Source organism: Candidatus Dependentiae bacterium (assembly GCA_026389015.1).
In the GTDB taxonomy this organism is placed as follows: Bacteria; Babelota; Babeliae; order Babelales; family Vermiphilaceae; genus JAPLIR01.
Genome location: JAPLIR010000024.1, coordinates 43,279 through 65,605, shown reverse-complemented (window position 1 = coordinate 65,605; position 22,327 = coordinate 43,279). Strand labels below are relative to the sequence as shown.

Sequence of the window (22,327 nt, the reverse complement as noted above, 5' to 3'; positions counted from 1 at the left end):
TTTTAAAGTCACTAACCAACTCATTTTTTACTTTTAATTTAATTTTTTTTACCTTCATTCTTTTTTTTAAGTTGTTGCTGACGCCCTATTTCTAAGAGCATCGCTTTTTGTGCGGCAACTTCTTCCTTGCTCAACCCAAATTCTTCCATAAAGCCCGCCTCTGAATTCTCAGCTTCCCCTTTATTTTCCATACTTTTATCAGAATGCGCTACTTCCTTCTTATTATTTTCCGCTCCAACCTTATCTTCATCCTCAGGTGCTGGATTATAGGTGTATACGATATACGTATAACTAGAATCTGACCTTGATGAATTTAAAATATTACCCATGTCTTTGGAATCACTAAAATACAATCCAAGTTTTTCAACCTGGTTCGCATCATACACTATATTCAGTGGCTCTTCAGCGACAAGAATAGGACCAACAAATAACTCTCCTCCAGGAACTAAAAGCTCACGTATTAATGATCCAACCCTATTGAGACATACTTGTGCAGCATCTTTAAATTTTGGTGAATCGCTCTTCTCACCAATACCCGAGTCACAAAAATTATGAATGGTCGCCCTATCAAATATGATTTTTTTAAACTTTATCTCTTTTTCAGGTTTACCCGTTAACGTGTGCATAAATGCTTTAAATTTTTTCTCCCACCCAGGTTTTGAAAAATCTAAATCATCTTTCATAAGCGCATGCACTATATCATCGTGAGAATAACCAACATAGTGGGGATACGTTTTACTGAGACGTTCATAATCATTAGAAAAACGAGCCCTACCCAACATTTTCCTTTTGTTCTTTTCCCAGCTTGCATCCATTTCCTCTGTCGAATACAGACCTTCATTTTGCGCACCTATTATTAATTCCTCACCTTTTACAACCCTGTTCTTAATTTTTTCCATAAGAAGCTTCTGTTTTTTTTCTGGAGAAAAATCTTGATCCGGAAAAGAACTGGCAAAGCCATTAATGGGAGCCAATGCAAGCACAAACAACGACAAAACAGTAAATATCTTCATACAACTTCCTTCTTTATTGGTTTATCTTATCAAACTGCCCATTTATATTCTAATTGAAATAATAGCGCAGAATGGGGTATAAACGCAATAGTTTATTCAATATTTGCAAGGTCGACATAAAAAGCTTGCCAATAAAGCCTATCAATAAGGCCATAATTTAAGAAATTTATAAAAATAATTGCAATCTGAATAATTATTTTTATAAGCTAATAGTAGAATATGGTTGAATTAAACATCGCAGTTTATACAAAACCCCTTTGAGCCTGGCGAATTCCTCCCTAAAAAAATTTCGCCAGGCTCTTTTCCCTTAACAAATACTCACCTCAATAGTCCTCCGATGATACAACAAAGAAACAACTTCAAGTTCTACACCAATTCGTACTACTTAAAAAAATGCTCATCCCACGTTATCATTAAAAATTAAATGCCCCGTAAACCATTACGATTCACAGGGCATTTAATTTTCATTATGCTTATGTTCTTATTTACGCGGTTCTGCTGCTGTGTCTCAAGCCCCACCAAAGGCTAATGTGATGACGAACTGCTTCCTGCAGCACCACCTGCAGCAGCTGGAGATTTCTGTACTTTTTTCTTGTCTAATGACTCAAGAAAAGCTTTTCGTTTAACAGCTTGATGCTCACTAATCATTTTTAATAATTCGCCTTCGTCAGTTGGCAAATCTTCATATTGGCTAATTAAGCCGCCAAGACCTTTTTGATGGCCCCCACCACTTGGCAGAAAACCTTCAATCTCCTTTTCGCCTTCGAGTCGACGAGTAAAAAGAGCTCTCTCCATTTCTTCGCGTCTTTTTTCAAGTAATTCTTTTTTTAGACTATCTTTAACAGTATCAGGAAGTTTTCCCCAAGCATAATAGGGGTCAATAGAAACACCCGATTTGATCAATAGATCAACTACCTTGTCATGATTCCTGCCAACAGCAACTATCAAAGAAGTCCTAAATTTTTTATCAGCTTTATTGACATCAGCACCTGCTGCAAGCAATTGAGCCACTACCTTGTCATGCCCCTTGTCAGCAGCAATCAACAAGGGAGTCCTGTCATCAAAATTATCATCGCTATTGACATCAGCACCTGCTGCAATCAGTTTCCCAACCATATCAACATCGCCCACTTCAGCAGCTATCGCAAGAAATTTGGTCACTACATTAACATTTCCCGTGTCAGCAGGCATCAAAAAAGTAGTTTTACCATTGTTATTAGCTTTACTGAAATTAGCACCTTCCCGAAGCAATTGAGCCACCACCTTGTCATGCCCACCGTAAGAAGCAAACATCAAAGGAGTCCAGCCAGCCTTATCAGCTTTATTGACATCAACACCTTCTTCAATCAGTTTTTTAACCCTATACGCATCACCAGTCTTAACAGCATTAATCAATGCCTCATCGAGATTTTCCATAGCCAGCAGAGATCCTGTAGCGCATACCATTACCGTAAGCATCGCAGTCATTATTACATTAATCTTCATATCTTCTCCTTCTTTGGTTATACAATCATCTTCATTATTAGTAATTACTAATAGAATACTTTATTAATGGTAGCAAAATCAACAAAAGATAAAAAAGTTGTCAAGACAAAGTGAAAACTTCCGGTTTTGAGCAAAGTAAAAAGTTCCGGTTTTTGACTATACATCATAGCTTGTCCCTCCTGAGTTCATCGGGGGTCAAAGGTCTAGGTATTATGCCACTTACCCAACGACGACTATTGGCATGTACTTGGCGCGGTTTTTGATCTTTGTATATCTTAGCTGGAGGTTTGGGTTTGGCTGGCCGTAGGTTAATCTCAGAAAAGGAAAGCGCCACCCCTCTCATAGAAAGCTTAACGCTTCCATCAAAATGCTCAGAAACAGTAACAATGCTTCGAGGACAAGTGTTACTGGATTATAACTTTCTCAATATTCATTCAAATATTTTTAGCGAAAGTTTTCACTTTGCCTTTTAATAGGAATTTATCACTTTGCTCCAACACAAAACGCATTATTACCGACAAACAATAATGCGTTTTGCATTGCCCATGACAATCTTCCTAATCTTTGGTAGATTTTAGAAAAAAGCTATAAAATTTTCTAAAGGCAATCACCATGAATATAATCAAACAAATTGAACACTCGTTTACCACCTATTTAACAAACACCTTCAACGTCGAAAAAGCAGTTCTAGCACAAGGAACCTGCACTATTAATACCGACGAACAAAAACAGGATTTCGGCCACCTGAATGCCAATACCGCTATGATCTTGGCTAAAAAAATTGGCAAATCACCACGCGAAATCGCTCAACAAATCGTCCAAGAATTCAAACACCCTGCTGTTGAAAAAATTGAAATTGCTGGCCCTGGATTTCTTAACTTTTTTTTAACACAAAAAGCGTTTACCGACCTTGCACACAATATATTCACGGAACAAGAATCATTCTTTAAACTCGACCCATCCGTTCCTAAAAAGGTTTTTAATCTCGAATTTGTCAGCGCCAACCCAACAGGCCCTTTACACTTTGGGCATGGCAGAGGCGGCATTATTGGCAGTACCCTTGGCAATGTCCTCAACTTCATCGGTCACAAAGCAATCCGCGAATTTTATATCAATGACGCCGGCGCACAAATAGTCAAATTGGGAAAATCATTCAAAATCCGTTGCCAACAAGCAGCCGGACTCGAAGCGACCCTGCCAGAAGAAGCCTACCACGGTGAATATTTGCTCGAGCTCGCAAAAACATGCCTAGCCGAAAAAGGCACCACTGCATTACAAGAATCTGATGAGTTTTTCCAAACCTATGCAAAAAACCATATGCTTGAACAGATCAAACATACTCTTGCAGAATATCGCATAAGCTTTGATGTATGGTTTTCGGAAAAAACTTTGCACGAAAGTGGCGCTATCGACCGCGCAATTGAAGACTTGAGAGAAAAAGGCCACCTGTACGAACAAGATGGCGCACTCTGGTTCCGCTCGACTACCTTTGGCGACGATAAAGACCGTGTACTGAAAAAATCTGACGGCGAAATGACCTATGTTGCAGCCGACATAGCCTACATGAAAAACAAAATCGATCGTGGCGCAGACCATCTCTTAATGGTTCTGGGGCACGACCACCACAGCTATGTCACACGATTACAAGGCCTCCTACAAGCCCTTGACCTTGGGCCTCAAACGCTGGACGTCATCCTCTATCAGCTGGTGAAAATGAAAGCCAGTGGCCAAGTGGTGCGCATGTCAAAGCGTGCAGGCAATATTGTCACCCTTGAAGATGTCATCGCCGTTGTTGGCGCAGACGTTGCCAGATTTTTCTATCTTAACAGAAAAGCTGATGCACAATTGGAATTTGATATTGATCTTGCGCTTAAAAAAACCGAAGAAAATCCGGTCTATTATGTGCAATATGCCTACGTGAGAACCGGCAGCATTATTGCCAAAGCTGCAGAAATCAGCGAACTTGCCAACATTACCGAGGCTGACGCCAAGTATTTGGGAACCAACGAAGCTCTTTTGCTGCTCAAAATAACATCCCTCAAAAGCATGCTCGAGACTATTAGCACAAACCATCAGACGCACTTGCTCACCCACTATATCCTTGAGCTAGCGCAGAACTTCCATGCTTATTATGCTAAAAACAGAGTGATCGATCTTGAGCATTTAGAACAAAGCCGCGGTAGACTATTTTTAACAATCTTAGTAAGAACTACTATGGCAACCGTGCTCAAATTATTGGAAGTGTCACAACCAGAAAAAATGTAATATGCCGCTCCTATAAATAAGCAGGCATTGAAAAAAACGCCAAATATGGCACACTTAAAGGTAATAAATAACGAATTATAACCCCCTATCTACATTCAGGAGTCATTGTGGCTAAAATTGACATGAGTCTTATTCAACAACTTCGAGACAAAACTGGCATCGGCATGATGGACTGCAAAAAAGCATTAGAAGAAAGCAATGGCGATGTTGAAGCAGCCGTTGTATTCTTACGTAAAAAAGGTGCTGCAGTTGCCCTTAACCGCGCTGACAAAGCAACCGCTGAAGGCCTTGTGCATGCTTACATTCACCCAGGAAGCCGCGTTGGTGTTCTCATCGAAATCAATTGCGAAACCGACTTTGTAGCAAACACTCCCGATATTAAACAATTCGCTCAAGATGTTTGTATGCATATCGCTGCATTAAAGCCATTGTTCCTTTCTCCAGACCAAGTTGATTCTAAATTCATGGAACACGAAAAGGACATATTGCACAAGCAATTAGCTGATTCTGGCAAGCCTGAAAAAATCATTAACCAAATTCTTGAAGGCAAAGTTCAAAAAATGTACTCTGACATTTGCCTACTAAACCAAGCTTTTGTTAAAAACGACCAACTCACTGTTGACGACGTTCTCAAAGACCTTATGGCAAAGACCGGCGAAAGCATTAAGATTAAACGCTTTGCTCGTTACGACATCAGCGCTAGTTAAACCAAAACTAAGGAAAAGCAGCCGCTTATGCATACTAAACAACGCATTTTACTCAAATTAACCGGTGAAATATTTTTATCTTCTGATAAAAAATCACTCGATGCTGCCAACATTAATGCCCTTATTGAACAAATAAAGACATTACGCGCAACACATCAATTTGGTATAGTCGTTGGAGGTGGCAATTTTTTTAGAGGCAACATTCAAGGTACTGCTCTGGGAATGACTGCTCCTGTTGGCCATCAGGTTGGCATGCTTGCCACGATGATGAACGGCTTGATTTTAAAAGATCTGCTCGAGCAACAGGATATGCCAACATCGCTTTTGTGCGCGATTTCGTGCCCAGAAGTTGGCACACCAATTTCCCAACAAACCATTGAAAATGCGCTCCATAAAGATCACACCTTGGTGTTTACCGGTGGAACAGGCAATCCTTTTTTTACTACCGACACTAATGCGGTATTGCGCAGCCTACAAATTAACGCTGCAGCTATTTGGAAGGGAACAAACATCGATGGTGTTTATGATGCTAATCCACGCACCGTTGCTCATGCACAACTTTTAAAAAAAGTTTCGTATGCCGATGCACTGCAAAAAAGATTAGGCATTATGGATGCTACCGCCTTTGCTCTTGCACAACAGCATAATCAGACAATAAGAGTTTTTAATATTTTTACCCCCGATGCACTTTTGCAAGCAACAAACAACCAAGATTTTGGTAGTGTCATCTATTAACCGTAGGAATCATCTATGAATATAAAAGATATAGTATTAGTAGAAAATGATATAAAAAGCTTTGAAACTCCTATGAAACTTGAGATGGAAAAACCTCTCAAGCATTTCGATGGTGAACTAGCTAAAATTCGCACCGGCAGAGCACATACTTCGCTTATCGAAGATATTCAAATCTCTACCTATGGCCAAAACCCTATGCCACTCAAAAATCTTGCTGCACTCAGCGCTCCTGATGCACGTAATATTGTGATTCAACCTTGGGATGCTGCTATTATTGGTGACATCGAAAAAGCACTTAAAGCTTCTAATATTGGTATATCGCCAGCTAACGACGGTGCCGTTATTCGTTTACAGCTACCTGAAATCAGCAGCGCTCGTCGCGATGATTTAGCAAAAGTTTTAGGCAAAAAGTTAGAAGAATGCAGAGTTGCTGTGCGTAACATTCGCAAAGACTTTAACAATCTTTTGCGTGATGCAAAAAAAGACAAAGAAATTTCAGAAAACTTCTTCAGCCGCTTGGGTGATGTGTTACAAAAAGTAACTGACACCTATATTGAGCAAGCTGAGAAGAAAGCAGCAGCTAAAGAAAAAGATATTAAGAGCGTTTAAGTCGGCAAAAACGTTGCCGACCTTCCTGAAGGTAGCGCCGATTTAGGCGCGAACTTGAAGGGTTATTAGGTAACAAGACAATAATTGATATTATTTTTAAATAACGCTTTATTTTCTTATGTTATTTGCTAAACTATTTTTATCTTTGATATAGAAATTTGGGCTGCTAGCTCAATTGGTAGAGCAACAGACTCTTAATCTGTGGGTTGATGGTTCGATTCCATCGCAGCCCACCAACCTTCGCTTCTTACAGAGCTACGGTTGGCGCGGCCAAGACAAACATCGGCAAGCAAAGATAAATAACGAAACTTTAAAATATACGGCGCGAGAGTGGCGAAACTGGTAGACGCACTGGATTTAGGTTCCAGCGTTCGAAAGAACGTGGGGGTTCGAGTCCCTTCTCTCGCACCAACCTTCGCTCTTACAGAGCTACGGTTGGCGCGGCCATCACGGCATGAATCTTTTACTCATTAAATATGTATCGCCAAAGCGAAGGTTGCCCGCCGAAGTTTTAACGCAGGCTGGGCTTATTCGAAATACCCAACAATTCAAATCTAACAAACTGCTACTAAAATTATGTTTTATGTTAAAGTATAATTTGGTATATAAATAAATAAAAATCCCTTTATCACTCATCCTACGTGTCCGGCATAGCCAGAGGCGACGACGGAAGTGCTTCTCTGAGAGAATCGTATCGAAGGACGCTTATCCGGGTCTGGTGATCTTTTAAAGATCACTATTTTAAACTCGGCAAGCTAAAACTGGCAGGCCAACCTCAGTATTTGGCAAATAAAAAAATCTTTATAGTTCACTCTTCATGTTTGCAATATTTAATTTAAATCTTTTTATGAGCAACTCCTGCACCTGCCGCCGCTGCTCCTCCACCTAGATGCATACCTGCATACTCTGCAATAAGATCCATAAACTGCGCCGGGCATACCGCAACGCTATCAGTTTTTTTCACACTTAATTCTTCAACCATTTCTTTATGCAATTGTTGTAAATATTCAGCGCGTTTTTCCATACTTGGATGGGTACTTTCTGGTACAACCGGCATTTTTAATGTGCCAGATAGGTACTTTTCTTTTTCCGTAGTACTCAATGCCCCAACCCAATTAGCTTGATTTTTCTGAACAATCAATGCAAAATTCTCAAATCCTGCCTTTGCATAATCAGTATGCATAAGAGCGGCTAAAATATCTGCTCGCTTTTCTTGAAATCTAGAAAATTTCTTTACAAATAAATCATGCATTTTTTCGCGACCTTTTTCAGGCTCCATGTTGTCCATAACCCACGCAATATATACGTCATCGTGCAAAATATGTTGAATTTCATGCCGTATAGTATGCTGTATTATTGCTTCTCTTTCTTTAATACGGTCTGGCGCACTCATATGATTCCTCATATCACGATCAAAAATAGTAATATGTTTTTGTTGTGCTGACAAAGGAGATCCACCAGAACCATCGACTACATTAATCGTAACTTTATCTGAAGCAATAAAGCACTCTTTCATCGCTGACTGAATCCATAAAATACACTCACGCCAGGTCGATAAATCATTTTCTGTCGTTTGTTTCTTTAGTACAGATTCCTCTTCATGCTGGTTATCTAAAAATTCGTCATTAAACATCATTTTCCAACAATTGAATGTTGAAGCATTACACTTCATTATCTTAAAAAATTCTTCCATCAATTTGTTTTCTTCTTTTTCCAACTCCTGAATGTATTTTTCCGAAACTTTACCCCGTGACATAGCTTTCAGCTTATCGATAAACTGCTTACGTGAATTTTCAAAAGGAGCCTGATAAGGCTTTATTACCTGAACCGTCTGATTAGGGACATTTTTTCCCTTATTTTCCTCTTGTGGGTTCATTGTATGCATAAAAACCGGCAACAATAATGTGCCTGTCAATAGGGTTAAAAATAGGTTCTTTTTGTTCATAAAAACCTCCAATGGGGGGGTTATTAAAATGCAATTAAAATATAACCATCTATTGTTCATTCTAACTATAAAAAAATAAATGCCAATCTGAATAAAAAACAATTATCGCGTTTCTATGATAATGTCGCACTACGAAGATCCCCTCCATGCCTGTACCATGAGATTAATTCAAAAAAAAAGACCTCTAATCTGGGGACCAAGCCCTAGAAAAATGCCCTCAGAGCTCCGCGAGCAGATCACACAAACTTGGCAAATAAAAAATCTTTACAGTTCACTCTTCATGTTTTGAATGACGAGTACGTAAGTCACGAGAAACACAAAAAAAGAGTAATTGACAAGCTCTCTTCTTTCACGGTAGTTTGATTCAAAAAGGAATCAATTCTAGTGAAAGGTGATGAAGTGAATTCACTCAAAAACAATCCCCAAAACGGTTCACAGCATGATTCTGGTCTGAACATGCTCAATATCCAACCACTGATTTTTGATCTCAGTTACGAAAATGAACATATCGGTCATGCCAGTATTATTATTCCAGCGGCTATTATTAATACGCTGTATCTGGAAGCCTCATTATCACAAAAAACATACACCCAAGCTTTCGGATTCAATAAAGGCGAAGTTCCTTTGGAATACATTGCGAGTAATTTTAAAGTAAACCTCATTGAACATATTAAAGAATTTTTGTTTAAATTTTTTGTGGTTGATTTTTTATTAGAACAAATTCACACAAAAAAATTGCTCGTTGCAGGAGAACCGCGTCTTATTGAGGTAACCGTGGAGCTCAATCAACCCGCACGTTTCAAATTTGAACTTTCACTGTTCGATTCCATTGGCATCCAAGAATGGAAATATTTGCCATTCAAGTCTCCCAAACGTAAAAACTATAAAGAATTAGATCTACAAGTAGATATGTTTGTTAAAGAAGAACAAGGCTTTTTAAAAAACGCAGATCTTACAACACTCGCGGTTGGCGATTGGGTTAATTTCAAAGTCAATCTTCTCAATAACACCAACACACCTCTATTCAATGCACATACCACAAGTTTGTGGCTCAAATTAGGCGATGAAGAAATCGACAATACGTTTCATGACATATTCTTAAATAAAACTATTGGCAGCTGCTTTACTACCACCAGTAAAAGCTTACAAGATTATTTCAGCAATCTCATAGATACCAACTATACCTTTTCAATAGAAATCACCGATATTTTAAAAAATAACTTTTTCTGCTTAGACTCTTTCAAACGTCATTTTAGATTAAAAACCAACAAAGAAATGCATCAAAAACTTATTGAAGTGTTTTCATATCGTAATGATTTGTCGCTGCGTCGCTCAATGGCAGAAGAATCATTAAAATTACTGCTCTCTAAACATCGCTTTGTCATTCCTAATTATTTAATATTACGCCAACAAGAAGTTGTACTCGACAGCATCAAACAGAATTCTGATTATCACGTTTACCGCATGCAAAAAGATTTTAAAGAACGTATTCGTCAGTTAGCTGAAAAGCAATTACGCGAAACATTATTTTTAAATCAACTTGCCTATCACGAAGAACTGGAAGTTTCTGATAGCGATTTAAAAGGGTATCTCAATTTGACCAATCGTCCGCGCATGAAAGACTTTTTGTATTTTGATGCGCCGGAAACAAAAGTTCATGGACAAGAAATCCCACTCTCAACACAAGAATTAAAACAATTTAACTTGAGAGAAAAGACATTAAATCATATAATTTATCATCTGATGAAAAAATAAATGTCTTACCTTAATAAGAAAAGAATTACTCCATGAACGATACAATACACCCATTAATTATTATTGGTTCTGGTCCTGCTGGGCTTACCGCTGGCGTTTACGCATCTCGTGCAAATTTAAAACCTTTGATTCTCGAAGGCAAGTCTCCAGGCGGACAATTAATGGGCACTACCCATATTGAAAACTGGCCAGGAAACATCAGTATCCTTGGGCCAACCTTAATGATGAACATGCGTGCGCATGCCAAACATTTTGGTAGTTCATTCTTGGCTGAAGAAGTGGTTAAAGTAGATTTTTCAAGCCAACCCTTCACCCTCTGGACTCATCGCAACAAAGAACTAAAAGCCCATGCGGTGATTATTGCTACCGGCGCTATCCCTAACAAATTAGGATGCCCTGGCGAAGCTGAATATTGGGGCAAAGGTGTAACTACCTGCGCGGTGTGCGATGGTGCATTCTATCCAGATAAAGAAATTATCATCGTAGGTGGTGGCGATACAGCCATGGAAGATGCTTCATTCATGACCAAATTCACGCAAAAAATAACTATCGTACATATCCATGACAAACTTACTGCATCTGCAGCCATGCAAAAGCGTGTTTTGGAAAATCCTAACATCAAGATTATCTACAATAGCACCGTTACTGAATTTAAAGGTAATGGCGATCACGTAACTCATGCCGTGGTTACTAATCAGAAAACAGGTGAAATTCAAACCCTGAACGCCGATGGTGCCTTTTTGGCCATAGGTGGAAGACCAGGTACTGCGCCCTTTCAGGGCCAAATAGACCTCAATCAATGGGGGTATATTAATGTGACCAACAATACCAACACTTCAGTCCCGGGAGTATTTGCTGCCGGTGACGCAGAAGATTACCGCTATAAACAAGCTATTACGTCTGCTGGTAGTGGCTGCATGGCAGCTCTTGATGCAGAACGATACCTAGAACATCTCCTCAATAAATAATACGCCTCTTATACAGTATTGCACCTCCTGTGATCATAAGATTCACAGGAGGTGCAATTTTTTCTATTTGATAATTATTGATTTTCGCGTATAATTAATGCTAAATAGGGTTTATTATACTTTAATGACTAAAAATAAGCCATTAAATGAAAAATCCTAAAAATAATGTTAAACAATAATGAAATCAATGGAGTTTACAATGAAAAAACAAACAACACTTTTATCACTGGTGTTAACATGCTTAGCGTATCAATCAGTGCATGCGGGATGCTTTAGTCGTCCCTATAGGCTTTATCCACTAAATTCTGAAGAAAACGAAGCTGATTTAAAAAAGGCACTCTTTATTAACAGAGCTGAACAGAATATACAACGAGCAGCTCTATCTCTCTTAAGTGAACGGGGAAAAAATAATAAAAATGATAACAATCAGGAAAGCACAGAAGACCTACTTATCGCTCATCAAATTCAAGACGCATACCATCGCATTGAAAAACTAGGTAATCCACAAAAACATATCACTCGATTACTTCTTAAGCGAAAAGACCTTTCACAAGTAATACAAGGCCTTACATTAAATACACCAACACAATCTGAACAAGTATCAAAAAATTTGGCAAAAAAACTGCTACCCTTACAAAGACAGCTTGTTGAATGCAATCTACAGATATACCATTATCAAAAAGAGCTCTTAGAGATTTCTCAACAAACATTGGCACAATTACCACTCCATAATGACGACTCTCTTATTATAAAAACCACCGCTATGACCAGTGTTAGCCAACAAATACATACAGAGTCAGAAAAAAAATTAAACTATCTAAAACAAATCGTATATACTATACCCTCTACAAAAACAGAAATAACAACATCTTGTATGAGTCAACCTATGACACAACTACACAAAGCAGGCATCACAATAGCCCTAGCTAGTTCAACAACGCCCATACAAGAGAACAAACAAAAAATAGAACAAACAGAACACCATGCATCAACAATAATGCTACCAAGGACAACACGAGAAATAGATGATGAAATACAAGAAAAATTCCAAATTCTGATACAGGCCCCTTATAAAACAGATAAAAACACCCTCCTAGAAAGAATTGCAGCCGCATCGTCCATTCATCAATATGCCCTCGATAAAAATGAAGAAGGCAAAACGAATGATGCGATTGCTCTCCTTGGAAAACTTTACAATAAGTGGCACAAGGTTTGCAGTACCATGCCATCTCCAACAACAAAAATATCTAAAGTTGGTAAAGAATCACCAAAAGAACGAGCTTTTGAAATTTTGCAGGACATGATTGAAGACTTAGAACAATTGAAAAAGAAACAAACTCAATAAACATACTTCATTATCACTATTTTTACCGAACGAGGTTATTATGAAAAATCAATACGCGCTATTTATTGCACTATGCACTGCACTGGGCAATGGAATATCTATCCATGCTATGAACCCCGAACAAAAATCGGGCAAGGTGGGTGCGACAAGCCAGGAAAATTTACGGCTCATTAAAGCTGCAGCGTTTGGCGATTTGAAAGAACTAAAAAGCGCTTTAGATGGCGGTGCCGATATTGATGCTACCGACCAACATGGCACGACAGCCCTCAGCTACGCTGCAACCAACAACAAGCTCGAATGCTTAAAGTTCTTAATTGAGAAGAAAGCATCTATTAATGTGCCTAATGAATGGGAAGATACCGCACTAATAGGTTGTGCGGACAAAGGTCACTCCCTATGTCTAGAGGAATTAATTAGGGCAAAAGCCAATCTTGAAGATGCCAATGTGGATAATAATACAGCCGTAATTCGAGCAGCAGATCATGGACATGCTGCATGCCTCAAATTATTAATTAAAAACAAAGCATTGGTAAATACTGTTAATAAGTATAACGCAACCGGGCTCATTCTTGCAGCAGAACACAATCATACAGATTGCGTACGCGCGATATTAGAAAGCCAATACCATCGAATGGACACACAATACGCAATCAGAATTGCAAAATTAGGTAAAAATTTGGGCAAGAATAATGAATGTTTAAAGTTTTTACACCAATACAACGAATATCACAACGTCAAAGAAAAGCTAGAACGTGAAATAACTGTCCTACTAGAAACCTGCTGTCCTCTAGCAGAAAAAAACAAAAAACGACTAGGGATAGTAAGAAGTATACAGGACAGATTAGATCCCATTAAACTAGAAATAGAACTCGATACATTAGAAAAATCAAGCCATGAACTATCAAAAAGTAATGAGAAGCTCAGGGATCTCATAGATAAACTCTGCGATCACACGAACAATACTGTACCAGATCAATTACTCATCGACGGAGAAGGACTCACTATCGATATAGACTGCGAGATCCCCAACAGCCTTTTTGCGCTTAGAAGAAACCTCTCTAGAAAACTCCTCCTAACGAATGCATCATCTTCTTCTTCTTCTTCTTCTTCTTCTTCTTCTTCTTCTTCTTCTTCTTCTTCTTCTAGTTCCTCTAGCTTTATGGTAGGCCAAGACGAACCATATTCTGAGCTGCGTTGCATGATATCACCGGTTAGCGCAATGACACGATTGACAGCGGCGCCATCATCGCCAATAAAGCCAGAACTTCAAGAAAAAAAAGACTATTGCAAAAAAGAGCAAGATCAACAAAGAAAACAAACAATATTCAGCGTTCAACCCTCAGCGCCAAATGAAGAGGCAACAACCAAAGAATTAGAAAAAGACATCCGACAACGATTGGCAAATCTTCACCTACTCACCACCAAACATTTTACTAACCATACGCTCCTACAAAAATTAGGGGACGTGGCATCTATTCACACATTAGCCTTGGATAAATACGAAGAGGGAAAGAAGACCGAGGCGCTGGATATACTCAAGGAGCTTCGTAGCAAATGGGCACAAATAATCTTTAAAATTCCAAAGAAAATGAAACTATCCGAAGAAATAGAACGAGCACACGAGGTACTCTACGATATGAATGATGATATCCAAGAGATCGAAAAAAAACATTAAACATAGTAACCAAACTAACTCATTATTACCAATCAATACAACAAGGAAACTCGTATGAAAAAAATGTTAAAAAATAGCTTAGCTCTTATGACCATACTCTGCGTTACACAGTATGCATTGGCTATGAATCAAAATCACACGCCATCAAATCAATACAAGGGAATAACCTTAGGTGGATTAATACCTATGCCAAAACCAATAGTAATTACGATCGGCGGATTAATACCTATACCAAAACCAATAGTGGTTACGATTGGCGGACTACAAGCAGTTGTCTCACACTATCAACCGCAAGCGAGCAACTATGCTGCGCCAATACAACCAGAAGCAAACGAATTAAAAAACGACCATCAAGAACATCATAAAAATCATCAAACAAACGGGTATGAGATAGACCAAAAAGAATTAAATTGGAAACTCGGCCGATGGTATGCAGAATCTTTTTCCAAAACCGGATTATTATTAAAAGCGAGAGATGCATCGTTCTTTCCAAAATATTAATAACTCATACATCCATAACCCTTTTTTGAAACCGATTTACGTGAATCCACTCAATCAAAAAACCAAAAAAAAGGGACCTAGTTTTTTACCAGGTCCCTTTTAAATTATTTCAGCAAATAAAAGCTTATTTTGCTGCTGGGCATACAAAACATGATGGCATACCAAATTTATATACTAAGCCAGCGCCAGCTGCTAATGTTGCAAGCACTGCTGCATAGGTATTTTTATTTTCTTTAACTGAACGCTTAACTTCTTCACGGTTCTTATAAAGACCAACCGCTACTGCAACTGCTGCAACTGCTGCAGTAATCGTGTATTTATTATTTCGAGCTGACTGCAAAGTAAGGTGAGATCTTACTGAACCAACGGTGTTTCTTACTGATGAACCAACAGCTGATGTTCCCGCTGCAAGTACATTAAAAACTCTTCTGAAAATTCCTTCTTGTACTACAGAAACAGTGTCGACCGCAAATGACGAAACAGATGAAACCACAAGTGCTAATAATAACACTTTGCTAAACATATTCTTCATAGAATTCCTTTTTGATAAAATAGGATTGTTAATACAGACATTCTTCAACACAAACACCATAGGATGAAGCGAACCTTTGCTCTACCTTATGATTTCAACGACATAGTCTATAGAAAAAGTAATTAGCGTCAATAGCCAGCCCGGCACTTAGCAAAGAGCAATCTTCCGCTTGCGCCTATTTCAAATAATCAATATTCTCCAGGCTAAAAACAAAAAAACCTCGTACTATAGCTCTTGTATCAAGGAAAAATGGCATATTTATTTGAAAAAAAACAAATTTAAACGTAGAATATATAGAACTATTATTTAAGAGCTCATGAAAAAGATTAAGTAACACTAAGGATATCCTATGTCAGTCACGGTATTTAGAAAAAGTCTCAAGAAAAGAGCAAGAAAACACGGCTTCCGCGCACGCATGGCAACACGCGATGGCAGAAAGATCCTGAATGCTCGCCGTTCTAAGGGTAGAAAGAGATTAGGCGTTAAAGCTTACTAATCCCCATCTGAAAGATAGGTAAGGCAATGCCTGGAAGCACACCTTCCCTCTCTAAATTTAGTCAACAAGAAATATCCAAGCTTTTTTCTACTGCAAAGCGTTGCGTACGATCTAAAGGCTTGGATATTTTATTAGCGCCCAGCCTACTTCGCCAAGGCTTCGAAGGCCAGGCTCTACTTGGCCAATCAGATTCAGCTTCTAGCTATGTCGAAACTTTAAGCCCACTAGGTCCTACTTCGCTCTCTAATGAGCTTCCTCCTTCGCCAAGGCTACGGCGGACAGGACGAAGGACAGGTAGGATCTTGGTTGTCACTCCCCGCCGTATCGGCAATGCCCCAGAACGCAATAAGATAAGACGCCAATTAAAGGCACTGTACTACGAATTGAAGCTTGCAGAACGTGGCTATGATTGCGTGGTGATTATAAAACCCGAAGGCAAAAAGCTCGCCTTTGAAGCCATTAAACAGCTTCTTATTCAAGCGTTCGAAAATACCCCTGCTACCACACAAGATCCCGCATGATTAATAACATTCTCATCTTTATGATTCGCGGCCTCAGGCCATTATTAGGTGATGCAGAATGCAAATACCCCATTGGTTGTTGCGAATATACTATTGGCACCCTAAAAAAGATGCCCCTCCACAAAGCATTGTGGAAGAGCATCAAAAGAATCTTATCGTGTAATCCGTGGAATAAATCGGTCTAAGCGCCAACAACCCTTCGACAAGGCTCAGGGAAGTCGGCGGGGTAAATTCTTATTTTTCCGTCCTTCCTGAGCTTTGTCGAAGGATGAATGGAAATTTACAGTAATTGGCCCGCAATCTTACTCAATTCGCTACGCTCACTGTTTTCCAGATACACGGAACCAAAGATCCCCTGCCCCTTAAACCGTTCGCTGGCAATAACCAAACCATTACTGCTAAAATCAAGGTATGGCGAATCGATTTGATACGGATCACCCGCCAAGATGATCTTACTACCTTCGCCCACACGAGTAATTAATGTCTTAACTTCGTGAGGCGTTAAGTTTTGGACTTCATCAATGATGATATATTGATAAGGAATCGAGCGCCCACGCATGTAAGTGATAGCTTCCATACTTAATTTACCCTTGTGAACGAGGTCTTGAACAGACATCAAGCCACCACCCTTATGTGACTTTTCTTTATGTCTATCGTGGTGTCTGCCTTTTTTGTGACGATATTTACTGTCCCTATCTCTATCGTGACCTCTGTCATGGCCTCGCTCTTTATCTCTATCTTGATGTTGCTCGTTACCTAGTTCTTGAAAGTGTGTTGCCATATTGACCGAATGCATAATGAATTCCATATTATCAAACACGGGCAACATCCAGCTATGCAACTTTTCTTCCATGGTACCTGGCAAGTAACCAATATCTCTGCCCAGTGGCACAACGGGCCGAGATATTAAAAGCTTTGAGTAATCATCTTCAATTAATACATTATACAGTCCTGCAAGCAAGGCCAAGAATGTTTTGCCGGTACCAGCTGGCCCGAATAAACAAGCAAGCTTAATGGAATCATCAAACAATAAATCAAGTGCCATAAGTTGTTGCGCGTTACGAGCCTTGAGCGGCCAGCGAATTTGAGGATCGTTCACTGCTTTAAAATGGGTGCCGCCTAAATAACGAAACACTCTATAATTAAAAGGATTATGCTGACTTTCTACCAACACGAATTCATTCAGGGTAAGGGCATGATCTCTAACCAGATCAGTCAAATCTTGAGGAACTTGTTGCTTCAATTGCACCGCGGGAACTTGAATTTTAAGCCAGCCCTTATAAAAATCTTCTTCAGTCACATGTTCTTTTAAATAATCTTCTGCTTGAATGCCAAGAACATCTGCCTTAACCCGCGCATTAAGATCTTTGGAAATAAATTTTACATTATAGCCCTGCTCTTTAAGCACGGCCGCCGTCATGACAATTTCATTGTCTTTGATATCTAAATCTAATGAAGTATTGAGTGGTTTTTTATCTAAAAAAAGAACCTTCACTATGCTGCCATTATCTAATGTAACACCATCGCGCAATGAACCTTTTTCTCGCAATGCATCCAAATGCCTGGTTACCTCCCGACAATTGCGTCCACGGTCAGTGCCTTCTTTTTTAAATTTGTCTAATTCTTCTAAAGCTACAATGGGAATGCCGACAATGGCATTCTCAAAAGAGAAGATTGCTTCTGGATCGTGCAGGAGCACGTTAGTATCTAGAACAAAGAGATTTTGATTTTTATTTTGATTTTTGCTTCTTACTGCCATGACAAGCCTCTCAATTACTTGATTTAGCAATGATTACTCTCACTTTCTGACTCTCAACGTCTGCAGCGTAGCACAGGTCACCACGTGAAGCAAACCAAAATCTATACGTATGCTGTTTATGTATTTTTATTCAATCAATGCTATACTGACTGACGTATTAAAGAGCGAGAAAATCAAAGCGAAAAACAAGCGGAATAAATCATGAAAAATAACAATGCTGCATTAAAAACATTACGTCACTCAACTGCGCACCTTTTGGCCCAGGCAATCGTAGAGCTCTACCCAAAAACACAACTGACCATTGGGCCTGCAACTGACGAAGGTTTTTTTTACGACTTCTTACCAGAACATACTTTTAAAGAAGAAGATTTGCCTATCATCGAAGCACGCATGCTTGAACTCGCAAACCAAAACATGCCGATCACCCATGAGCAAATTTCAAAAGAAGAAGCGCGTAAAATTTATAGCCACAATCCTTTCAAGTTAGAACTCATTGAAGGTATTCCAGGAGACACCGTTGGCTTTGCAAAACAAGGCGATTTTTACGATCTGTGTAAAGGTGACCACGTGGCAAGCACCGGCCTTCTCAAAAATTTCAAATTACTTGGCACATCTGGATCGTACTGGCGTGCCGATAGAAGCAAACAAGCATTACAACGTATTTCGGGCACCGCATTTGCTACCGCTCAAGAATTAGCTGACTATCAAAAACATCGTGAAGAAGCGGCAAAATATGATCACCGCAAATTGGGCAAACAAATGGATCTCTTTTCCTTCCAAGAAGAAGGTGTTGGGTTTCCGTTTTTCCATCCAAAAGGCAAAATCATTATTAACGCACTCATTAAATATCTCAAAGGTCTTTTGGACGAAGCTGAATACCAAGAAATTTCTACGCCTATCATGCTCAGCGATGAGTTATGGCGCCGATCAGGTCACTACGCTCACTACAAAGACAACATGTACTTTTGTAACATTGACGAAAAAAGCTACGCGATTAGACCTATGAACTGTCCTGGCTCTATCTTAGTTTATAAAGACAGACCACATTCCTATCGCGAATTACCATTGCGTCTTTCTGAATTCGGGCTTGTACACCGCCACGAACTTTCGGGCGTTTTGCACGGCATGCTGCGCGTACGTTCGTTTACTCAAGATGATGCACACATTTATTGCACCGTTGAGCAAATCGAACAAGAAGTCCTCAATATTATCGACATGACCTATAAAATTTATAAAAAGTTTGGCTTTAATAAAATTAATATTGGTGTGTCCACACGCCCCGCCAATGCTATGGGCTCAGAAGATCTTTGGAATACAGCTATTCAGGCACTAAAAAGCGCTCTTGAGCGCGCTGGTCTAACCTATGAGATCTATGAAGGCGAAGGGGCTTTTTATGGCCCTAAAATTGAATTTGGCATCGAAGACTCCATGGGAAGAACCTGGCAGTGCGGTACGATTCAAATCGACTTCTTCCAACCAGAAAACTTTGATTTAACCTATGTTGCATCATCTGGCAATAAAGAACGGCCTGTTATGATTCACCGTGCCATTTATGGCTCTATGGAACGTTTTTTTGCTATTTTGCTTGAGCATTATAAGGGATTATTACCCTTCTGGCTTGCACCATTACAGGTTAAGGTGCTCACTATCACTGACGATCAAAAAGAATATGCCAAGACTATTCTGGCCTCCCTCAAAAAACAGGGCATTAGAACCGAATTAGACACCTCCTCCGACCCTCTTTCTGGCCAAATTAAGGTAGCCCAGCTTGACAAAGTCCCCTGGATGCTCGTGATTGGCAAAAAGGAAGTCGAACAAAATACCGTCACTTTACGTTATTTTGACGGAAAACAGGAGTTTGGCGTTAGCTTAGAAGCACTGCTTGAAAAAGCGGCGGCCGCTAATAGCTAACCATATATTTTTAGATCCTACACAAAAAGCCTCTTCTTAAAATAAAGAAGGGGCTTTCTTCATAGAATACCCATAAAAAGACTATCCACACGATATCTATAGATATAAAAACACCCCGACTTTTTATGAAAATATGATCAAATTGAATATATATTGATTTTATTTACTTATTCACTAGACAAAGATGTTTTTTGGTGTACTATAAGTAATAACATCACAAAAAATGATGTCGAAAAAACAATAGTTACGAGTTTAATCTAGTCCTGAATAAAACGGAGGTTTTTCATGAAGGATATAATGATACGTACAGCTGTTATAGCATTGTCTTTAGGCTTTGCTGTCCCATCGTACACAAACGAACAACCAAAATCATCACAAAACCAATCCCAAAAAGAGCCGTCTTTTCTTTATACCATAGCATCCGGAGCCTTATCGGCAACAGCATCTGGTGCAACAGCGGGCTTAAAATTTGTAGCAAATAGTACCCTCGGTGCAACTAAATATGTCGTGGGAAAAACGGCAGGAGTAGTTTTGGGAGCAGCTATTGTGGGTGGCGGCATATATTATATGTTCGGTCCTCAGATTAAAGCTTGCTATAATGCAATACACGGATTTTTACCTGTCTCTAACCAAACATTAGAAAAAGTAATCAAAAAAACTCAAGACCAGACAAAAAAACAATTTGAAGAAACAAACCAAAAAATTGATACTCTTCAAGCAGCTATTCAACGTGACATAGCTTCTTTAGATATTCAAATCAAACAATGCGCAACAAAAGAAGACGTAGCGAAAATAGAAACAGAACTCAAAAGAGTTCATGAAAAACTTGATCAATGCGCAACAAAAGATGACTCAGAAAAATTAAAAAAAGAGCTCCAAGAACGCCTAGAAGCTTCAGACCAAGCCTTCCAGAAACGCCAAGAAGAGCTCAGAACTGCAATCGCAAATACAGCAAGTAAAGATGATATACAACAGCACACAGCACAAATAATAGCAGCAATGACAAAGACCTCTACGCAACGCACGCCTTTTAGTCCATCTACAACCCGTACTAATAACCAATTCAATAGTAGCGCTAGCCCATTGCATGGGAAAAAACATTGCATTATGCACACAACATATACAAAAAACTGCGTTCTATGTGCACAAAACCTCTCTTTTTAACTAAGATCTGAAAAATAACACGATTTAAAAAAAAGTCCTACCTTATGCAAATATACAGCATGAGATAGGGCTTTTTTTTGGTTTTTAAATGATTTCTACACCATAAGCATGATTTTTGCGGGCACATAAAAATCCTACCCCCTATTGCCCCCATAATCTTCGGTTTTCTCAGTAAAAACCCCATACAATGCATCCCCCTATGAACAAACAATCAATTCTATTGACTTGTCTTATTTGCTATTAGTAATATTAATATTGATAATGATAGAGTACTGCAATATTTTGATTACTTATGAATAATAAAAAATGGAGAGTTTTATGAAGAAAAACACACTGCTAACGATAACTCTAGCGTTAGTTCTAGCCAACACCTCAACATTTGTCCAAGCACACAAATTACTATGTATAAAAGATGGTCTGGTTACTGGAGCTCAAGACCAAGAGCTCAAATGCAACTACCATTGGAGCACAACAGTCAAAGAAGGACTTCGTTGCTACCTTAGACTCGAAGGTTCTGACTTTAAAATCCAAGCACTCAACCGAGCCGATACCAAACAGGCCAGCAATCCTTTAACCGTAGCCGCACAAGGCAGCATTCGATTAAATACCCAAGCACAAGCAACGGCGGCCGGAATGCCTGGTGAAACTGCGCAGCTTGGCGTTATCACCTTTACCTGGCCAGCAGCACAAGTAGATGTGCTCAGGAAAGCAAACTCAAACCCTAAAAGTGTAGCGCTCGCGGATCTTGAAAAGGCAACAACTACAAAATCAGTTTCAGTAGCTGATTTCGTTACCTTAAAATCAACACTCGGCGCATCATTTTGCCCTGCCGCGCCAGCGATAGCGACAAAGCCAGTCGCAAATGCTCCGGCACCGGCAAAAAAGAAATAATACGAATCTAGAAAATAAGATTTTATAAAGGGTGGAACTAAAAATTCCGC

The 22,327-nt window shown here is 39.2% G+C and carries 20 protein-coding genes and 2 tRNA genes; 17 read left to right on the top strand and 5 right to left on the bottom strand.

Features of this window, described 5'->3' with window-relative positions; translation table 11 throughout:
* Positions 1-38 precede the first annotated feature (38 nt).
* Together NTX86_04555 and NTX86_04550 are read right to left on the bottom strand one after the other, a co-directional pair.
* Positions 39-1,013 carry a hypothetical protein gene (locus NTX86_04555; GenBank protein MCX5922567.1) on the bottom strand — a complete coding sequence of 325 codons (975 nt, stop codon included), beginning with the start codon at positions 1,011-1,013 and terminating at the stop codon, positions 39-41.
* Between the two features lie 525 nt (positions 1,014-1,538).
* Positions 1,539-2,498, bottom strand: a complete 960-nt coding sequence (locus tag NTX86_04550; protein MCX5922566.1) for an ankyrin repeat domain-containing protein — start codon at positions 2,496-2,498, stop codon at positions 1,539-1,541.
* Between the two features lie 612 nt (positions 2,499-3,110).
* On the opposite strand from NTX86_04550, the gene argS reads away from it, so the two are divergent.
* The 6 genes from argS to NTX86_04520 all read left to right on the top strand — a co-directional run bounded on the left by argS (position 3,111) and on the right by NTX86_04520 (position 7,225).
* Positions 3,111-4,763, top strand: a complete 1,653-nt coding sequence (gene argS, locus NTX86_04545) for an arginine--tRNA ligase (GenBank protein ID MCX5922565.1) — start codon at positions 3,111-3,113, stop codon at positions 4,761-4,763.
* Positions 4,764-4,870: 107 nt separating this feature from the next.
* Complete coding sequence (gene tsf, locus NTX86_04540; GenBank protein MCX5922564.1) at positions 4,871-5,470, top strand: translation elongation factor Ts; 600 nt, start codon at positions 4,871-4,873, stop codon at positions 5,468-5,470.
* Positions 5,471-5,497: 27 nt separating this feature from the next.
* Positions 5,498-6,205, top strand: a complete 708-nt coding sequence (gene pyrH, locus NTX86_04535) for a UMP kinase (GenBank protein ID MCX5922563.1) — start codon at positions 5,498-5,500, stop codon at positions 6,203-6,205.
* 15 nt (positions 6,206-6,220) lie between these two features.
* Positions 6,221-6,814 carry a ribosome recycling factor gene (frr, locus tag NTX86_04530; protein MCX5922562.1) on the top strand — a complete coding sequence of 198 codons (594 nt, stop codon included), beginning with the start codon at positions 6,221-6,223 and terminating at the stop codon, positions 6,812-6,814.
* 160 nt (positions 6,815-6,974) lie between these two features.
* Positions 6,975-7,050 (top strand) — tRNA-Lys (locus tag NTX86_04525).
* 88 nt (positions 7,051-7,138) lie between these two features.
* Positions 7,139-7,225 (top strand) — tRNA-Leu (locus tag NTX86_04520).
* A gap of 424 nt (positions 7,226-7,649) precedes the next feature.
* Here NTX86_04520 and NTX86_04515 read toward each other — a convergent pair.
* Complete coding sequence (locus tag NTX86_04515) at positions 7,650-8,759, bottom strand: hypothetical protein (GenBank protein ID MCX5922561.1); 1,110 nt, start codon at positions 8,757-8,759, stop codon at positions 7,650-7,652.
* Between the two features lie 399 nt (positions 8,760-9,158).
* On the opposite strand from NTX86_04515, the gene NTX86_04510 reads away from it, so the two are divergent.
* From NTX86_04510 to NTX86_04490, 5 genes are all read left to right on the top strand, one after another.
* On the top strand, positions 9,159-10,514 hold the full coding sequence (locus NTX86_04510; GenBank protein ID MCX5922560.1) for a hypothetical protein: 1,356 nt from the start codon (positions 9,159-9,161) through the stop codon (positions 10,512-10,514).
* 32 nt (positions 10,515-10,546) lie between these two features.
* Positions 10,547-11,482 (top strand): thioredoxin-disulfide reductase, encoded by a 936-nt coding sequence (gene trxB / locus NTX86_04505; GenBank protein ID MCX5922559.1) that lies wholly within the window; start codon positions 10,547-10,549, stop codon positions 11,480-11,482.
* A gap of 199 nt (positions 11,483-11,681) precedes the next feature.
* Positions 11,682-12,827, top strand: coding sequence for a hypothetical protein (locus tag NTX86_04500; GenBank protein MCX5922558.1), 1,146 nt, complete (start codon positions 11,682-11,684; stop codon positions 12,825-12,827).
* Positions 12,828-12,867: 40 nt separating this feature from the next.
* On the top strand, positions 12,868-14,502 hold the full coding sequence (locus NTX86_04495) for an ankyrin repeat domain-containing protein (GenBank protein ID MCX5922557.1): 1,635 nt from the start codon (positions 12,868-12,870) through the stop codon (positions 14,500-14,502).
* Positions 14,503-14,556: 54 nt separating this feature from the next.
* Positions 14,557-15,003 (top strand): hypothetical protein, encoded by a 447-nt coding sequence (locus NTX86_04490; GenBank protein MCX5922556.1) that lies wholly within the window; start codon positions 14,557-14,559, stop codon positions 15,001-15,003.
* A gap of 124 nt (positions 15,004-15,127) precedes the next feature.
* Here NTX86_04490 and NTX86_04485 read toward each other — a convergent pair whose 3' ends face one another.
* Positions 15,128-15,535, bottom strand: coding sequence for a hypothetical protein (locus NTX86_04485; GenBank protein ID MCX5922555.1), 408 nt, complete (start codon positions 15,533-15,535; stop codon positions 15,128-15,130).
* Between the two features lie 349 nt (positions 15,536-15,884).
* On the opposite strand from NTX86_04485, the gene rpmH reads away from it, so the two are divergent.
* From rpmH to yidD, 3 genes are read left to right on the top strand one after another with little or no spacing between them, the layout of a single operon-like run.
* The gene (rpmH, locus tag NTX86_04480) at positions 15,885-16,031 is read left to right on the top strand and encodes a 50S ribosomal protein L34 (GenBank protein MCX5922554.1); all 147 of its coding nucleotides are present in this window, start codon (positions 15,885-15,887) and stop codon (positions 16,029-16,031) included.
* Positions 16,032-16,057: 26 nt separating this feature from the next.
* Entirely contained in the window at positions 16,058-16,552 is a 495-nt protein-coding gene (locus NTX86_04475; protein MCX5922553.1) for a ribonuclease P protein component, read from the top strand.
* Complete coding sequence (gene yidD, locus NTX86_04470) at positions 16,549-16,737, top strand: membrane protein insertion efficiency factor YidD (protein MCX5922552.1); 189 nt, start codon at positions 16,549-16,551, stop codon at positions 16,735-16,737. The genes NTX86_04475 and yidD overlap by 4 nt, the downstream gene beginning before the upstream one ends.
* 95 nt (positions 16,738-16,832) lie before the next feature.
* Here yidD and NTX86_04465 read toward each other — a convergent pair whose 3' ends face one another.
* Positions 16,833-18,311 carry a PhoH family protein gene (locus NTX86_04465; GenBank protein MCX5922551.1) on the bottom strand — a complete coding sequence of 493 codons (1,479 nt, stop codon included), beginning with the start codon at positions 18,309-18,311 and terminating at the stop codon, positions 16,833-16,835.
* Positions 18,312-18,512: 201 nt separating this feature from the next.
* Between NTX86_04465 and thrS the strand changes: the two genes are divergently transcribed.
* The 3 genes from thrS to NTX86_04450 all read left to right on the top strand — a co-directional run bounded on the left by thrS (position 18,513) and on the right by NTX86_04450 (position 22,277).
* Positions 18,513-20,222, top strand: coding sequence for a threonine--tRNA ligase (gene thrS, locus NTX86_04460; GenBank protein MCX5922550.1), 1,710 nt, complete (start codon positions 18,513-18,515; stop codon positions 20,220-20,222).
* A gap of 297 nt (positions 20,223-20,519) precedes the next feature.
* Complete coding sequence (locus tag NTX86_04455; protein MCX5922549.1) at positions 20,520-21,386, top strand: hypothetical protein; 867 nt, start codon at positions 20,520-20,522, stop codon at positions 21,384-21,386.
* 318 nt (positions 21,387-21,704) lie between these two features.
* On the top strand, positions 21,705-22,277 hold the full coding sequence (locus tag NTX86_04450; protein ID MCX5922548.1) for a hypothetical protein: 573 nt from the start codon (positions 21,705-21,707) through the stop codon (positions 22,275-22,277).
* Positions 22,278-22,327: the final 50 nt, after the last annotated feature.

What these genes read in the sequence shown, in the direction of transcription:
- NTX86_04500 (MCX5922558.1), top strand. Translation starts at nt 11,682, where the DNA reads ATGAAAAAACAAACAACACTTTTATCACTGGTGTTAACATGCTTAGCG.
- NTX86_04455 (MCX5922549.1), top strand. Translation starts at nt 20,520, where the DNA reads ATGATACGTACAGCTGTTATAGCATTGTCTTTAGGCTTTGCTGTCCCA.
- NTX86_04450 (MCX5922548.1), top strand. Translation starts at nt 21,705, where the DNA reads ATGAAGAAAAACACACTGCTAACGATAACTCTAGCGTTAGTTCTAGCC.
- rpmH (MCX5922554.1), top strand. Translation starts at nt 15,885, where the DNA reads ATGTCAGTCACGGTATTTAGAAAAAGTCTCAAGAAAAGAGCAAGAAAA.
- NTX86_04490 (MCX5922556.1), top strand. Translation starts at nt 14,557, where the DNA reads ATGAAAAAAATGTTAAAAAATAGCTTAGCTCTTATGACCATACTCTGC.
- yidD (MCX5922552.1), top strand. Translation starts at nt 16,549, where the DNA reads ATGATTAATAACATTCTCATCTTTATGATTCGCGGCCTCAGGCCATTA.
- NTX86_04495 (MCX5922557.1), top strand. Translation starts at nt 12,868, where the DNA reads ATGAAAAATCAATACGCGCTATTTATTGCACTATGCACTGCACTGGGC.
- NTX86_04485 (MCX5922555.1), bottom strand. Translation starts at nt 15,535, where the DNA reads ATGAAGAATATGTTTAGCAAAGTGTTATTATTAGCACTTGTGGTTTCA.
- NTX86_04550 (MCX5922566.1), bottom strand. Translation starts at nt 2,498, where the DNA reads ATGAAGATTAATGTAATAATGACTGCGATGCTTACGGTAATGGTATGC.
- argS (MCX5922565.1), top strand. Translation starts at nt 3,111, where the DNA reads ATGAATATAATCAAACAAATTGAACACTCGTTTACCACCTATTTAACA.
- NTX86_04555 (MCX5922567.1), bottom strand. Translation starts at nt 1,013, where the DNA reads ATGAAGATATTTACTGTTTTGTCGTTGTTTGTGCTTGCATTGGCTCCC.
- NTX86_04475 (MCX5922553.1), top strand. Translation starts at nt 16,058, where the DNA reads ATGCCTGGAAGCACACCTTCCCTCTCTAAATTTAGTCAACAAGAAATA.
- NTX86_04465 (MCX5922551.1), bottom strand. Translation starts at nt 18,311, where the DNA reads ATGGCAGTAAGAAGCAAAAATCAAAATAAAAATCAAAATCTCTTTGTT.
- thrS (MCX5922550.1), top strand. Translation starts at nt 18,513, where the DNA reads ATGAAAAATAACAATGCTGCATTAAAAACATTACGTCACTCAACTGCG.
- pyrH (MCX5922563.1), top strand. Translation starts at nt 5,498, where the DNA reads ATGCATACTAAACAACGCATTTTACTCAAATTAACCGGTGAAATATTT.
- trxB (MCX5922559.1), top strand. Translation starts at nt 10,547, where the DNA reads ATGAACGATACAATACACCCATTAATTATTATTGGTTCTGGTCCTGCT.
- NTX86_04515 (MCX5922561.1), bottom strand. Translation starts at nt 8,759, where the DNA reads ATGAACAAAAAGAACCTATTTTTAACCCTATTGACAGGCACATTATTG.
- frr (MCX5922562.1), top strand. Translation starts at nt 6,221, where the DNA reads ATGAATATAAAAGATATAGTATTAGTAGAAAATGATATAAAAAGCTTT.